General features: G+C 67.7%; 12 protein-coding genes and 1 pseudogene. 7 read left to right on the top strand and 6 right to left on the bottom strand.

Translation table 11 applies throughout. The features are described from left to right. From ACWEBX_RS23505 to ACWEBX_RS23515, 3 genes are all read left to right on the top strand, one after another. The coding region (locus ACWEBX_RS23505) for an MMPL family transporter (RefSeq protein WP_451886779.1) at positions 1-2,182 on the top strand (2,182 nt) is incomplete at its 5' end. Positions 2,183-2,285: 103 nt separating this feature from the next. Next, positions 2,286-3,467 (top strand): sensor histidine kinase, encoded by a 1,182-nt coding sequence (locus tag ACWEBX_RS23510; RefSeq protein ID WP_451886780.1) that lies wholly within the window; start codon positions 2,286-2,288, stop codon positions 3,465-3,467. Positions 3,468-3,479: 12 nt separating this feature from the next. After that, on the top strand, positions 3,480-4,163 hold the full coding sequence (locus tag ACWEBX_RS23515; RefSeq protein WP_451886781.1) for a response regulator transcription factor: 684 nt from the start codon (positions 3,480-3,482) through the stop codon (positions 4,161-4,163). 106 nt (positions 4,164-4,269) lie between these two features. Here the strand turns inward: ACWEBX_RS23515 and ACWEBX_RS23520 are convergent, their stop codons facing one another. After that, on the bottom strand, positions 4,270-4,767 hold the full coding sequence (locus ACWEBX_RS23520) for a hypothetical protein (RefSeq protein WP_451886782.1): 498 nt from the start codon (positions 4,765-4,767) through the stop codon (positions 4,270-4,272). A gap of 295 nt (positions 4,768-5,062) precedes the next feature. On the opposite strand from ACWEBX_RS23520, the gene ACWEBX_RS23525 reads away from it, so the two are divergent. Next, positions 5,063-5,761 carry a DUF4328 domain-containing protein gene (locus tag ACWEBX_RS23525; RefSeq protein ID WP_451886783.1) on the top strand — a complete coding sequence of 233 codons (699 nt, stop codon included), beginning with the start codon at positions 5,063-5,065 and terminating at the stop codon, positions 5,759-5,761. A gap of 157 nt (positions 5,762-5,918) precedes the next feature. On the opposite strand, the gene ACWEBX_RS23530 is transcribed toward ACWEBX_RS23525, so the two are convergent. Both ACWEBX_RS23530 and ACWEBX_RS23535 read right to left on the bottom strand, forming a co-directional pair. Continuing rightward, positions 5,919-6,758, bottom strand: coding sequence for an RNA polymerase sigma factor SigF (locus ACWEBX_RS23530; protein WP_451886784.1), 840 nt, complete (start codon positions 6,756-6,758; stop codon positions 5,919-5,921). Positions 6,759-7,521: 763 nt separating this feature from the next. Next, positions 7,522-7,896: a hypothetical protein gene (locus ACWEBX_RS23535; protein ID WP_451886785.1), complete on the bottom strand. Its 375-nt coding sequence runs from the start codon at positions 7,894-7,896 to the stop codon at positions 7,522-7,524. 412 nt (positions 7,897-8,308) lie between these two features. Here ACWEBX_RS23535 and ACWEBX_RS23540 point away from each other — a divergent pair, with 412 nt between their 5' ends. After that, positions 8,309-8,947 carry an HAD family hydrolase gene (locus ACWEBX_RS23540; RefSeq protein ID WP_451886810.1) on the top strand — a complete coding sequence of 213 codons (639 nt, stop codon included), beginning with the start codon at positions 8,309-8,311 and terminating at the stop codon, positions 8,945-8,947. Between the two features lie 44 nt (positions 8,948-8,991). Continuing rightward, a pseudogene (locus ACWEBX_RS23545) lies at positions 8,992-9,069 on the top strand (IS5/IS1182 family transposase); the annotation flags it as partial. Between the two features lie 192 nt (positions 9,070-9,261). Here the strand turns inward: ACWEBX_RS23545 and ACWEBX_RS23550 are convergent. Then, positions 9,262-10,002: a hypothetical protein gene (locus tag ACWEBX_RS23550; protein WP_451886786.1), complete on the bottom strand. Its 741-nt coding sequence runs from the start codon at positions 10,000-10,002 to the stop codon at positions 9,262-9,264. Positions 10,003-10,539: 537 nt separating this feature from the next. Between ACWEBX_RS23550 and ACWEBX_RS23555 the strand changes: the two genes are divergently transcribed. After that, on the top strand, positions 10,540-12,159 hold the full coding sequence (locus tag ACWEBX_RS23555; RefSeq protein WP_451886787.1) for a recombinase family protein: 1,620 nt from the start codon (positions 10,540-10,542) through the stop codon (positions 12,157-12,159). Between the two features lie 13 nt (positions 12,160-12,172). Here the strand turns inward: ACWEBX_RS23555 and ACWEBX_RS23560 are convergent, their stop codons facing one another. Together ACWEBX_RS23560 and ACWEBX_RS23565 are read right to left on the bottom strand one after the other, a co-directional pair. After that, on the bottom strand, positions 12,173-12,754 hold the full coding sequence (locus ACWEBX_RS23560; RefSeq protein ID WP_451886788.1) for a hypothetical protein: 582 nt from the start codon (positions 12,752-12,754) through the stop codon (positions 12,173-12,175). Between the two features lie 255 nt (positions 12,755-13,009). Then, on the bottom strand, positions 13,010-14,365 hold the full coding sequence (locus ACWEBX_RS23565; protein WP_451886811.1) for a replication initiator: 1,356 nt from the start codon (positions 14,363-14,365) through the stop codon (positions 13,010-13,012). Between the last annotated feature and the right edge of the window lie 65 nt (positions 14,366-14,430).

The following is a 14,430-nucleotide window of genomic DNA, read 5'->3' on the forward strand; positions in this document are numbered from 1 at the left end:
GGCCGTCGTGGCCGTCGTCGGCTTCAAGGGCCTCACCGCCGCCGACGGCTCCGACGACTCGTCATCGATGCCGGGGATCGAATCCCAGAAGGCCTTCGACCTCATCGACCAGCGCTTCCCCGGAACCGAGGCCGACGGGGCGAGCGCGCGCATCGTCTTCGTCGCGCCGGACGGACAGAAGGTCACGGCCGCCGCCAACCGCGAGGCCATCGAGAAGTCGGTCACCGATGCCGCTGCCGGCGGCCAGGTCGCGAGCGCGGTGAACCCGTTCCAGGCGAACGCGGTCAGCGAGGACGGCGGCACCGCCTACGCGACCGTCACCTACAACGTGACGGCGAAAGACATCTCCGACGGCAGCAAGAGCGAGCTCCGGCAGGCGCTGGGTGACGCGAGGAAGGCCGGCCTCACCGTCGAGACCGGCGGCAACGCCGTGGCCGCGCAACCGGAGGCCGGCGGTCTGGGGGAGGCGGCGGGTGTGCTGGTGGCCGCGCTCGTCCTGCTGGTGACGTTCGGATCCATGGCCGCGGCCGGACTGCCCCTGCTGACCGCCATCATCGGCGTGGCCACCAGCATGCTGGCCATCACGGCCTTGAGCAGTGCCTTCGGCCTGTCGTCCTCGACGGGAACCCTGGCCACCATGCTGGGCCTCGCGGTCGGCATCGACTACGCGATGTTCATCGTCTCCCGGTACAGGGAAGAGCGAGGCAGGGGCCACACGCCACGGGAAGCAGCCGGCCGGGCCACCGGTACCGCCGGCTCCGCCGTCGTCTTCGCCGGGCTCACCGTCGTCGTCGCCCTCGCGGGACTCTCGATCGTCGGCGTCCCCATGCTGACCAAGATGGGAATCGCGGCCGCCGGAGCGGTCCTGCTGTCCGTGATCATCGCGCTGACCCTGGTTCCCGCGCTGCTCGGGTTCTGGCCGAACGCGGTCCTGCCCCGACGCCTGCGCCGCCGGAACCGCAAGGCCGGCAACACCGACGGCACCGGCGAGAAGCACCTCCCGACCGCCGCCGGGGCGCCGGCCGGGACCAAGGAATCGAAGTGGGCCCGCTTCGTGCTGCGTCGCCCGGTGCCGGTCCTCCTGCTGTCCGTCATCGGACTTGGAGCACTCGCCCTGCCGGTGACCGATCTGCAGCTGGGCACCTCCGGCGACGAGGCCAAGCCCACCTCCACCACCGAACGACGTGCCTACGACGCCCTGGCCGACGGTTTCGGCCCCGGCTTCAACGGCCCGCTGACCATCGTGGTCGACGCCCAGGGCGCCCGCGACGCGGCGGGAGCGGTGGACACCATCGCGCAGAAGATCGCTTCGACGGACGGAGTCGTCTCCGTGTCCGAGCCGCGCTTCAACGAAGCCGGGGACACCGCGATCATCTCCGCCACGCCATCCACCTCGCCCACCAGCGAGGAGACGAAGAATCTCGTCCACACCATCCGAGGCGAGCGCTCGGGGCTGGAAGCGGCGACGGACGCGACGTTCCAGGTCACCGGGACGACGGCGGCCAACATCGATGTCGCGCAGAAGATGCAGAACGCGCTGATCCCCTACCTGGCCGTCGTGGTCGGGCTCGCCTTCCTGCTCCTGCTCATCGTCTTCCGCTCCATCCTGGTCCCCCTCAAGGCGGCCGTCGGGTTCCTCCTGTCCGTCCTGGCCTCGCTGGGCGCGGTCGTCGCGGTATTCCAATGGGGCTGGGCCGCCGACCTCCTCGGCGTCGAACAGACCGGCCCGATCATGAGCATGATGCCGATCTTCCTCGTCGGCATCGTCTTCGGCCTGGCCATGGACTACCAGGTCTTCCTCGTGTCCCGCATGCGGGAGGCCTACGTCCACGGAGAGACCCCGGGCCGCGCCATGGTCACCGGATTCGGTCACAGCGCACGCGTCGTCGTCGCGGCAGCGCTGATCATGATGAGCGTGTTCTCCGGTTTCATCACCGCCGGGGAATCCATGATCAAGATGATCGGCTTCGGTCTCGCCATCGCCGTCCTCTTCGACGCCTTCGTCATCCGCATGGCCTTCGTGCCGGCCGTCCTGACCCTCCTCGGCCACCGGGCCTGGTGGCTGCCCCGATGGCTCGACCGCATGCTCCCCCGCGTCGACGTCGAAGGCGAAGCGCTCACCCGCGGCGACACCCCCACGGCATCGTCCGACGCGAGGCCACGGGAAACCGCCGGAGTCTGAGCACACCCCGGTGAGGCCGCCCGACGACGTCGAGCGGCCTCACCGGCCTTCACCGGTGGATGCTCCACCATTGATCCGACAGCCACTGCAACCGGAGACCGCGATGCCCAGCGCCGCCCGCCGCTTTGCTCTCGACCACCCGCACGTCGTGGACGCGGTGCTGCTGACCTGCGTGCTCGCCTGTGTGGTCTCGGCGAGCTTCTTCGGCACGTGGGACGTGCGGGAACCGATCGCCTGGTGGCCAGGGCTGGTCCTGGGCGTCATCGCCACCGCCGCCCTGCTGTGGCGGCGAACCCGTCCTCGTCAGGTCGTCGTCGTCACCGGCGCGTGCGCCATCGCCGCGGTGAGTCTCGGCTACCTCACCACCATGCTTCTGCTCGCCCCCGTCATGGTGGCGTTGTTCTGGCTCGCACTCCTCGACGAGCGCCGGACCGCTCACTTCTTCGGTCTCGGCGTGGTCGTGCTCATGGTCCCCATCGCGATCGTGCAGGCACCCCGCTACGCCAGTTTCATCCTCGTGACGCTGAACCCGGCCCTGGCACTGCTCCTGCCCGTCGCCTGGGGCTCCGCCCTACGGCTGCGCCGCGCGTTCACCGACTCGCTGCGGGCCCGTGCCGAACACGCGGAACACACCCGCGAGGAGGAGGCGTTGCGCCGAGTGGCGGAGGAACGCGTACGCATCGCCCGCGAGCTCCACGATGTCGTAGCCCACCACCTCACTCTCGCCAACGCCCAGGCAGCCACCGCCGCGCACCTCATCCGCGACGACCCCGAACAGGCGGAGGAACTCCTCACCGGCCTGAGCGGCACGACCGCCACCGCCCTGCGCGAACTGAAGGCGACGGTAGGACTGCTGCGCCGCCCCGAGGACTCCGACTCGCCTCTCCAGCCGGCCCCGAAACTGGAGCAGCTCCCCACCATGGTGGCGGCCCTCGCGACCACAGGACTCGATGTCGCCGTCACGACCGAGGGAGAGGCCCGGCCGCTCTCCCCCGCCGTGGACCTGACCGCCTTCCGGATCATCCAGGAGGCACTCACCAACGTTTCCAAGCACGCTGGAACCCCCACGGCGCAGGTGACACTGACTTATACGGACGACGTGCTGAGGATCGAGATCAGCAACGAGCAAGGACACCCGACCACGACGGCCTCGACGTCCGTGGACTCCGGGTTCGGGCTCATCAGCATGCGCGAACGCGCCCTGTCCACGGGAGGCCGGTTCACCGCGGGCCCCCGCCCCGGCGGTGGCTACGCAGCCGTCGCCGAACTCCCTCTCCACTTCTGATCCGGGAACCCCATGACCATCCGAGTGCTCCTCGCCGACGATCACGCCCTTCTCAGGGACACCTTCCGCATCCTGATCAACTCCGCCGGCGATCTGGAAGTCGTCGGGGAAGCGTCCGACGGCGCGGAAGCCGTCACCCTCGCCGGGACACTCCACCCCGACATCGTGATCATGGACATCCGCATGCCCGGCACCGACGGCCTGGCCGCCACGACCGCCATCTGCGCCGACCCCGCCCTCTCGGACGTCCGCATCCTCATCCTCACCACGTTCGAGACCGACGAGTACGTCGCCCGCGCGCTGCGCGCCGGAGCCAGCGGGTTCCTCGGCAAGGACGTCACAGCCGACGCCCTCCTCGACGCCATCCGCACCGTCGCGGACGGCGACGCCCTGCTGTCCCCGGCCGCCACCAAGATGCTCGTCAGCCGCTTTCTGGTCACACCCGAGCCGGCCTCCGACACCGAGCTGCCGGACCGGATCGGCGTCCTCACCGCACGCGAACGAGAAGTGATGATCATGGCCGCGCGCGGCATGTCCAACACGGACATCGCCGACGCCCTCTGCCTCAGCCCGCTGACCATCCGCACCCACGTCCAACGCGCCATGACCAAGCTCCACGCCCGCGACCGAGCCCAACTCGTCGTCGCCGCCTACCAGTCAGGACTCGTACAGTCCGGACCGCCCGCCACCCCCTGACCCGTGGACACCGGCCCGGAGTCGTCGGCGTGCCGCCCGGTCCAGCGTCGTCGAGGCAGGCGTGGATGTCAGGGCTTCCGACTCGTGGCTCCAGCGGGAGCCCGTATCAGATCGCGTCCACCTGCCAGGCGATCATGCCGGTCGATCCCTCGGCCCCGTCGACATCGATGTGCACCCACTTGCGCATCGTGATCCGTTGCTGGACCACCGACTGATCACACGGCACCTCGGTCTTCGTTCCGGCGCTCGCCGGTACGAACGTCAACTGGGCGCTGCCCCTGCCGAAGCAGACCACGTTGAGCCGGTAGGTCTTGCCCTCGCCCAGGGTGGGCTCGGTGTGGATCCCGTCGCTCACCCGCTCGACTCCAGCCTCGACCAACTTCCCGCTGTGCACGGCGGCCAGGGCCGCCTGGGCCTGCTCGGTGAGCTTCTTCTCGGACGCCTCGTCCGCCGTCCGAGACTCGCTCGGCGCGGAGGACGCCGACGGAGCGCCTTTCCCCTCACCACTGCCGGAGGTGCACGAGACGACCAGGAACACCGACGCCACCACGGCGTACACAGCCAGGTAGGACCGGGAATTCGAACGGGCCACGAGATCCCCCATGCGACACCTTTCCGGTGGACCGCCCCCTGGCGATCGAGCACTGGAACACTACGTGAAGATCACGCACGCGCATGGCCATGCCGGTGTACGGGGCAGCGACACGCAGAATCACTTCGCCGCGGTGCACGGCTCCGGCACAGGATGTGGACCTGTGGCCCTGCCCTTTCCATCGCTGATGTCAGCTCCCCGTGACGGCCTTGACCTGCGAAGACGGTGTCGTGTCCGCTCCCCCGAGGGTTAAGATCCGCTGCCGACCTGCGAGGAGTCCGTACGGGCGGCCTCCAGGAGGTGCGACATGGTCGGAACCGTCAGGCTGCCGCGCGGGCAGGCCTGGTTCGCCGGCGCCGCGCTCACCGCGTTCGCGCTGGTGACTGCCGCGGCCGGGCTGGTGGCATGGCACAAATACCAACTGCTCGGGGGACCGACGACGCCGGGGCCGTACGTCGACAACCCGCTGGTCGAGGTCGACACGTATTTCAGAAACCTGATGGGCTGGCGAACAGGGCTGCTCCTCGTGGCCCTGCTTCAGTTCAGCATCTGGCTCGCCAACATGCGCGACGTCGCCGATGTGCTCTGGCGTCAGGGACAGCGTCGGCGCAGGGCGTGGCTGGTCTTCGGCTGGGTGATACCGGTGGCGCAGCTCTTCGTGCCCAAGATGTTCGTCAACGATCTGTGGGCTGCCAGCCAGCCGGCATCGCAGCGCCGACGCGGGCATCCCCTGCTCACAGCGTGGTGGCTGTCCGTCCTGGGCGCAGCGAACGCGTATCCGTTCGACGATGCCTCGGAGGACTTGAAGAAGGCGGCCACTCCGGACCAGGCACGTCACGCCCTGCGGCGGATCATCATGGGCGACGGCCTGTACATCTGCGCTGCCGCGCTGTCGATCGCCGTCCTCTGGCAGCTCATCCGGCGGTTGGAACGCGCCGCTGCGACGGCATCCGCGGATCCGGCCGGTTGCGCACGGCCCCAGATGGACGATGTCTCGACGACCTGAGCGTTGTCCCGCAAACGGCACGCTCAGGGGCCGCTGACGGGGGCGATCCTCGCTCGCCCCCGTCAGCGACTCCCGCAGCCGTCTGCCAGCGTCGAAGGAGTTTGCTCCGCCCCACCCTCCGTCAAGCCGCGCTCGGAGACCGGGGCAACCGACGGGATCAGCCTGTCGTTGCCATCCCTTGGCGCAGCTTGACGAGGGTGCGGGAGAGCAGGCGGGAGACATGCATCTGGGAGACGCCGAGGTGTTCACCGATCTGTGCCTGGGTGAGCTCGTCGACGAACCGCATGTGGATGATGCGGCGTTCACGCTCGTCCAGTTGCGCGATCAGCGGGGCGAGTGCGTGGAAGTCCTCGACGAGTTCGAGGGCGTTGTCCTCCGTGCCGATGAAGTCGGCCAGAGCACTCTCGCCTTCGTTGTTCGTGCTGATGGCCGCGTCGAGGGAGCTGGAGTTGTAGCCGTTGGAGGCGAGGCGTGCCTCGTTGACCTCTTCCTCGGTCAGGCACATCAGCTGCGACAGTTCCTTGACCGTGGGGGTACGGCCGAGCCGGCTCCGCAGCTCCTCGGTGGCCTTGGCGAGCTGGACGCGGGCTTCCTGCAGCCGGCGGGGCACGTGCACGGCCCAGCTCGTGTCGCGGAAGAACCGCTTGATCTCGCCGACGATGTAGGGCACCGCGAAGGAGGTGAACTCGACCTCGCGGGTGAGTTCGAACCGGTCGATCGCCTTGATCAGTCCGATCGTGCCGACCTGGACGATGTCCTCCATCTCGTCCGCGCCACGGCTGCGGAAGCGCGCTGCGGCGAAACGGACCAGAGAGATGTTCATCTCGATCAGCGTGTTGCGGGCGTACTGGTACTCCGCCGTGCCCTCTTCGAGGACGGCAAGCTGGTCGAAGAACAGCCTGGACATCTGACGTGCGTCCTTGGGAGCGACCTGAGAGGGGTCCGCAATCTCCGGCAACACCCTTGTCTGCGTCTCGGTCACCGCGGTCACCGTCATCTCAGGCCCCTCCCCTATGTCGTAGCCCCTGCGCCGGTGCCCTTGGCGACCGGTGTCAGTGCGTGTACCCGGGTTCGAGGAAGGCATGCCAGGCAATTCCGGGCCGGACTCCACGAGGCCGAGCGGGACGAGGGCAGCGTGCATCGGGGCGGGCTGGATGATCGCCGGATCCACGGCGCGGGTCAGCGACGGCGCAGCATCATGACGACGGCGACAACGACGATGATCAGGACGACCGTACCCAGGCCTATGTACACGGGTTTCTCTCTTCGTTCGAGGGGACGGAACCGATCGGTGCCGCAGAATGCCGAGTGCCCTCGCCTGCGCCACCTAGCCCCCCGAGGGGTACTCCTTTTGCCCGGTCGTGATCTGGCCCGTACCACCCGGACGATGCCAACCGCCCTGTGCCGGCCCGTCTTCGAATGACGGAGTGACGTCCCGTGGCCTGTGGAGCGGCGTGTGTGAAGACGCCCAGATGACGGCGCACGAGAGCTCGGTGGCGAGTCGAGGCACCGGCTTCCATCCCCTCGGTCACCGACCAGGCCACGAACCCGGACGCCGAGGAGCCCCCTTCCGATCGAGGAAGGGGGCTCAGGTGGTCTCGGTCCGTCATGGGAGAGCCGAATCGCTCTCAGACCCACGACCGCTCGGCGCCGGCACGGCGTTCTTCACCGCCGACCGACCGGGCATGACGAGGGCACGGATCGCTTGTTGCCGAGTCTCGTCAGTGCCCCGCCACCGATGAAACGGTCGTGATCGCTCCTTACGGTGCGGTGACCACGTCCACGTTGGCGACCTTGGCACAGATGGCGTACGCCCTGAGCTTGCCGGGGGTGTTGGGATCCATGTTGGTGGCGTAGGCCCACCACTGCTGGTTGCCGTTCGGGAAGCTGGAGACGAGCTTGTAGTTCTGGGTGTAGGCGTTCCCGGACGTGACGTTGGCGCCGCCACCAGTGAGAGTTTCCCCGGCGGGGCAGCTGGCGGTGGCCGCGGCATTGCCGGCGAAACTGCCGGTGGCCGGGGGAATCGTGACCTCGGCCCCCTGGACGATGTGCAGATCCGAGTTGGCCTGGGCCATTCCGGCCGTTCCGAACATCATCGCGACGGCCGCGGCGGCCACAAGAGACTTCTTGAGCACAGGGTTCTGCTTTCGCTTGTTCTGGTGTGTGAAGCCCGCGCCGGAGGCGTGAACTTGCCAGAGGCATAACCAGGATTTGCCCGAGGCCCCCGCCCGCCTCGCGGAAGTCAGCCGTTTGCCCCGGGGCCGGTTAGGCCAGCCAGTGATTGATGCAGCCGCACATCCCTCACCCCAGCGGCTGTCCCGTCAGCCGCGGCCCACCCCACCGTCGGCGAGCAGCCAAAAACAGCGGCCGCCGCCTCGGCCTCGCTCGCTCCCGCCAGAGCCTCGGCCGCCCGATCGAGGGCCCCGCTCACGTCAGTGAGAGTCGCGGCAAGGTTTCGCGCGCCTGCGGTGCGAGCTGCCCCGCAATCGCCTGTACGCGGCCTGACATGATCGACGGGTGTCCACTGAACCTGCGCGGCCGGGCCGCATGAAGTACGTCCTGTTCGACGTCGACGGCACGTTGATCGACGCGGTGAGCAACCAGCGCAAGGTCTGGGAAACCTGGGCGGAGCGGTACGGGCTGGATGCGGACGAGGTCTACCAAGTGGCTCTGCGGACGCGGCCGATGGAGACGTTCGCCCAGGTCGCCGGGGACCGAGACCCGCGCGAGTGCCTGGCCACACTGCATGAGCTGGAGGACGAAGACGTCCGATCCGGCGTTTATGCGGCCTTCGACGGCGCATCGGAGCTGCTGCACGGCCTGCCACTGAAGTCCTGGGCGCTGGTGACCTCGAACTACGAGCACCGGGTGCGCGGGCGTTTCCTGCGGACGGGCTTGCCGGTGCCGGGCGTGATCGTGGACGCGGCCGCTGTCGAGGAGGGCAAGCCCTCTCCCGTCCCGTATCTGCTGGCCGCCGAGCAACTCGGAGCCGAGCCGGGAGACTGCCTGGTCATCGAGGACGCCCCGTCCGGAGTGCGGTCCGGGCTGCGCGCCGGAATGACGGTGTGGGGGGTGAACGTCGCTGCCGCGGTGGAAGGCGTGCATCGCCACTTCGTCAGTCTGCGTGAGGCAGTTCCTCACATCCTGGCCTTCGTGTCCGACCCCCACGGGAATTCCGCAGCCTGAGCCTGCCCGCCGGCACCACCGGGCATCACCGAGATGATCTTCGTGTGGCTGGTGTGATCACGGCGTCCGAGCCGTCTTGGACAGTCCCCTTCACCGGACTGAGCCCGCGCCGTTTCGACAAACCGGGTGCCGACGGCGCGGACGGGCGAGGGGACGAGACGCCGGCCCGAATGAGTTGCGGAGTGGTGCGGCGCAGCAAGTGCACGCTCGTGCCGCCTTGTTGTCGCCGAGTCCGCCTGAGTCGGCGCACGTAGAGCCTGGCCGGGCGATCATGGGCTCCCGCCACGCAGCCGCGGGGCGGCCGGTCGGATGACTCAAGAGTGGCAGTACAGGTCGAGGACGACGGCCTCGCCGTCGAGGCCGTCGAGATAGCGGTTGGCTTGTTCCCAGTAGCCGTCTGTGCCCGCGTCCATCCACGAGCCGTCAAGGGTGACCAGGGCGAAGCCGGGCACGGCGCACCGGACCGACCCCAGTCGGGCTTCCTCCTGTTCCTGCGCGAAGTAGGCGACTGGGTCGTTGAGCAGGAACGACGTATCGAAGTGCGGGTCTCCCGCGACGGCCCTCTGGGCCACGTCCTGCACCAGCGGCTGGGCCAGATGCTCCGTCCTGGCGTCTGCCGGGGAGTACCTCTCAGGATCGGCCTCGTGGCGAGCAAGGAAGTCGGCGAGCGGGCGAGCCGGCGGGTGTATCGCGGTCAGCCCGGTCCAAGCGGTGAGCAGGGCGTCATGCGCGCGCGACGCTCGTTCCCGCATACCGTCGAAGTCGAGCAGCCCCCGAGGCCCGCCGTAGCATTCCAGCGGCCCGAGACCATCGAGCTTGGCCTTCCTGCGCGGCACGTTTGAGGCCGTGACGAGCTTGCGGTCGCCGTCGTGCTGAGGCAGTACGAGGTAGGCATTGCCCGGGCTGGAGTGGATGGCCCACCAGTCCCAGTGGCCGACCGGATTCCATTCCTCGGTGAGGTTGGCGTTGTAGGGCGCCATGATGGCAGCTACAGCCCGCGGGACCTTCCGGGGCGCGGTCGGCGGTAGACACACAGTGGCGTAGAACTTGGTCATGCCCGGGAGCGTAAGCCCTGGGGTTTCACCCACTCATCCGACTGCCATCTCATCGGATCTCTGTCTCAGCGGGCCGGCCACCGCGGCGGGCCACTCAGTGGCGTCAAGCCCACGAACTCATGTGCCGCCAGACGTCAACGAGCCCCCTTCCCGGTGAGAAAGGGGGCTCACGACACACGCTCACGCAAAAGCCGATTCGAACCTCAGACCCACTCCACCTCGGAAACGATGTGCAGCGAAGCCTCCGGGCCCGGCAGCGGCGTCCGGAGAGGCACTGGCGGCGCCGACGGGCGCGGGACCGAGACGCCGGCCGCGGACAGTGCGGCCGTCACCTCGTCCTCGCTAGCCCCCACCAACGCCTCGATCAGCCGATCGAGTGCCCCGCTCACGTCAGTGAGAGTGACCGCTCGATGCCGGCGTCGGAGCCGCGTTCTTGACCGTCAGCGGCAGCAGTTTCTTGCCCGTCGGGCCGATCTGGATGCTCGTGTCCATCTGCGGCTATATGCCAACAAGACCTAAACCGCTACCGTGCTGGTCATGGCGAAGCGAACGAGGACGCGCACCGCAACTGACCGCAGCCAGTACTCAGTTGAGGCCGAATGGACGACAGCAGACTTAGCCCTGTTGAGAGAGCTGAAGAAGGCTGAAGCACTCTTACCCGACGACGCCCCACGAGCCCTGTTGTCCGTACGACTGTCCGTGCTCACCGACGACACGACGTCACCTGTCCGCCAGGAACTCGACCTCCGAAAACTGGCCCTGGACCGCGGCTGCCGAGTCGTAGGCGTGGCCAGTGATCTCAACGTGTCGGCGATGAAGGTTCCGCCGTGGAAGCGCAAGGAGCTTGGGGACTGGCTCAACAACCGGGCGCCGGAGTTCGACGAGATCCTCTTCTGGAAGCTGGACCGCTTTGTACGGCGCCTGACCGACCTCAGCACCATGATCGATTGGTGTCTGAAGTACGGGAAGAACCTCGTCTCCAAGAACGATTCGATCGACCTGACCACCACCGCCGGGAAGATCATGATCACCATCATCGGCGGCATCGCCGAGATCGAGGCGACCAACACGAGCACCCGCGTCGCAAGCCTCTGGGACTACACGAAGAGTCAGAGCGACTGGCTCGTGGGTAAGCCCACGTACGGATACGAGACGGCGGAGACCGAAGACGGCAGGGTCGCACTCGTCATCGAGAGGGACGCGCACCGAGCACTGCACTGGTGCCGTGACGCGGCACTACGGCCCAAGCCTGCTTCCGCCCGCCGCATGGCAAAGGTCCTCGTACGAGCCGGCTACTGCGGGCCGGGACTGACGACATCGACGCTGCTCCGTCGCCTCAGGAACCCCGCGCTCATGGGCTACCGCGTGGAAGAGGAGAAGAACGGAGGCGTACGCCGCTCCAAGATGATCCTCGGCGACGACGCCCAGCCCATCCGCGTGGCCGACGCGATCTTCACCGAGGAGCAGTTCAAGAGCCTTCAGGAGGCCCTGGACCGCCGGGCGAGGAATCAGCCCACAAGGCAACCCGGCGGCGCGACCAGGTTCCTCGGTGTGTTGATCTGCCATGACTGCGGTTCGAACATGAGCGTGCAGAGGAACCACGTCAAGGGACGGCCGTACGCGTACCTACGCTGCGGCAAGTGCAAGGCTGGCGGCCACGGCGCCCCTAACCCCGATGAGATCTACAGCAAGTTGGTGGACGACGTCCTGAGCGTCCTCGGGGACGAGCCGGTCTTGACGCGCGAGTACCGGCAAGGCGCTGAAGCCCGAAAGGAACTGCAGCGCCTGCAAGAGGCCACCGACTACTACATGACCGGACTGGAGCCCGGAGGGCGCTTCACGAAGACACGCTTCACCAAGGAGAAGGCGGAGAAGACACTGGACGGCCTCATCAAGCAACTGGAGGCCATCGACCCGGAGTCGACGCAGGACCGCTGGGTTGCTGTGCACAACGGCAAGACGTTCCGTAGCCGCTGGGAAGAAGGCGGCATGGAGGCCATGGCCGCCGATCTGCTCCGGGTAGGCGTCAGGTGCGAGGTCACAAGGAGCAAGGTGCAGGGCGTACGTGCCCCGCATATCCGCATGAAACTCATGATCCCGAAGGATGTGCGAGACCGCCTGATACTCAAGGAGGACGATTTCGCGGACGTCTTCTAGCGAGCGGCCGGGTTCAGCGCCAGCCACCGAGGCGAGGCTCCAGGTACTCGCCAAAGAGTGGGTCGAACGCCTGCCCGTCCTCGTCGGTCACGACGTAGTCCGGTTCTGTCTTTGATGCGGCTGCGTGCAATCGGACGACGAGGTCGGAGACGGGCACGATACGCAGCGACAGGGCTGCGGCCACCTGAGCAGCTTCGTTGTCGATGTCCGGGTTGTACTTGTCGCGGGACCGTTCAAGATGTTGCGCGGAGACCTGCATGACCTCCACATCGCCACCGCCCGAGAAGGAGAGGCAGTCGTGCCACTCCAGTCTGATGATGATCTCCAGCGCGTCCGCCAGGTCTTCGGCAAGCAGCCCGCCCTCCCCTTCGGAGCTCGCGAACAACACCGGCCGGCGACCGTTCTGCTCGGCACACAGGAAGTACGCTCCACCGGCGGACTCCCCGGCGATCACCTCCAGAGGCGCGCCCGAGGCAAGTCTCAAGCCCTCGCCGTAGTGCTTCCGATGGATGTCGAAGCCGAACGATGACCGCAGCAGCAGATCGATCTCTGGGGTGTTCCGGATCAGGCCAAGCAGATGATCACTTGAGGTCATGGCGAGGACGATAGCGAGTGCTGCTGACACATCAGTGCCAGAGTCTCGCCGCAGTCAGGAACCTGGCACCAAGCGGAGCTCACCGTGCCACCTCGGACGTCTTCCCCGAGGCGAACCACAACGCCGTGTCGAAAGGTTCTTCCGCCCCATCGTCGTCCACGATCACAATCTCGCTTTCGATCATGGTGGCCGTGTTGCCGCCACTACACCGCGGCAAGGGCAGGGGACTGGCGAGCTGAGAACCGCGCTTGGTCGTCAGTGCCGCTCCCCCTCTCGTTGCGCCTCCAAGGCCAGGCATCGAGACTCGGCGAGGTCATCGGCAAGGCCAGCGGCGATACGAGCCGCGCCGGGTGTGTGGCCGGAGCCGACGTACCGCCACTGTCGCTCGGTGATCGCGTCGGGCAAGTCGACGTGGCCCGCGTGACGAGCGCGTTCCGCACGCAGCACTGCGTACGTCGTCGAGTAGGCGCGGGACTTGGTGAGGATGTGTCCGCGGTAGCCGAGAGTGTGCGCCCAGCCCCGGAGACGGAGGGGATCAAACTCGGGGAGGACACCCAGACTCCAGCAGGTGCGCATCAGTCTGCGGACGTGGTCATTCACGGGTGCGGACGCAATGTCGCCTTCGGCTGCAAGCGGGTAGTCGGTGCCGGCACCCGTGTCAGTCGCACCCTTGGTGACGTACTTGGCTACGTACGCCGCCACCGCGTCATCGTCCGGACCATCGCCGTCTGCCAGCAGTGGCCGCGCATCGATTTGGGCGCCCCAGCGCAGCGTCAACTCACCGACGGCACGGCTGTAGGTCGTACGGACCATGACCCGGCAGGCGGATGCCCGCACTGCATCGATGAGCCGTTCCGCAGTACCCCAGGTCGGAGGTTCATCAGCCGACCCGTTCGGGCCGTCGAGGCGGACTACGGCGTGCACGTGGACGGCGGCACGCTTCTGGTATTCGGCGACACGGGCGAAGGACAGCCGGGCGTGCCGGGCAAAGTGGGACTGCACGAGTCCCGCGGAGGAGGCGAGACGTCGCCGAACGTCGATAACGAATCGGTCCCACAGCTTGGAGGCGTGCGCATGCCACAGGACGTGGGCTGCGTAGTCGTAGCAGTCGGGGCACAACGGTTGGCCGACAACCGAGGCATCTGAAGCGTGCACCGCCCCGCAGCCGATGGCACGTCCGTGCTCGCAGGTTCCGCCATCGCGACGGGGATGGCACCCCTCGCCAACGCGGTGGACGGAGCCGAAGGACGGGGCGGTCAGCGTGACGAAGAGTCGGGGGCGGTGGCGGACCGATTCGGGGACGTTCTTGCCGCCAAGGAGGCCTGCGCGGACCAGGTGGAACGTGTCTCCAGCGTGCAAGCGAGAGCAGGCCGGACAGACGGTGGCGCGGCGGTTGCGGCAGCGGACGAGGAGACGTTCGCCGGGTTCGTCGCGGGTGTCGTAGTGGTGAAGGATCTCGCCGGTCGCACCGTCCAGGGTGGTCGTGGAGCCGGAGAGGTGGACGGGGTGGGCGCAGCCGCCGGTTGCGGTTATCTGCTCCAGCCAGCGGGGGAACTTCGGGTCCTGGGCGATGCGGATGGCATCACGGTCTGCTTCGGGGAGCTGACGCAGGCGCGCCGCGCGGTCGAGAACGGCGCGCCTGTCAGCCGAGGTGTACTCGGGTGTGATGGTGGTGG

The sequence above is a fragment of the Streptomyces sp. NPDC005070 genome, from assembly GCF_053600395.1.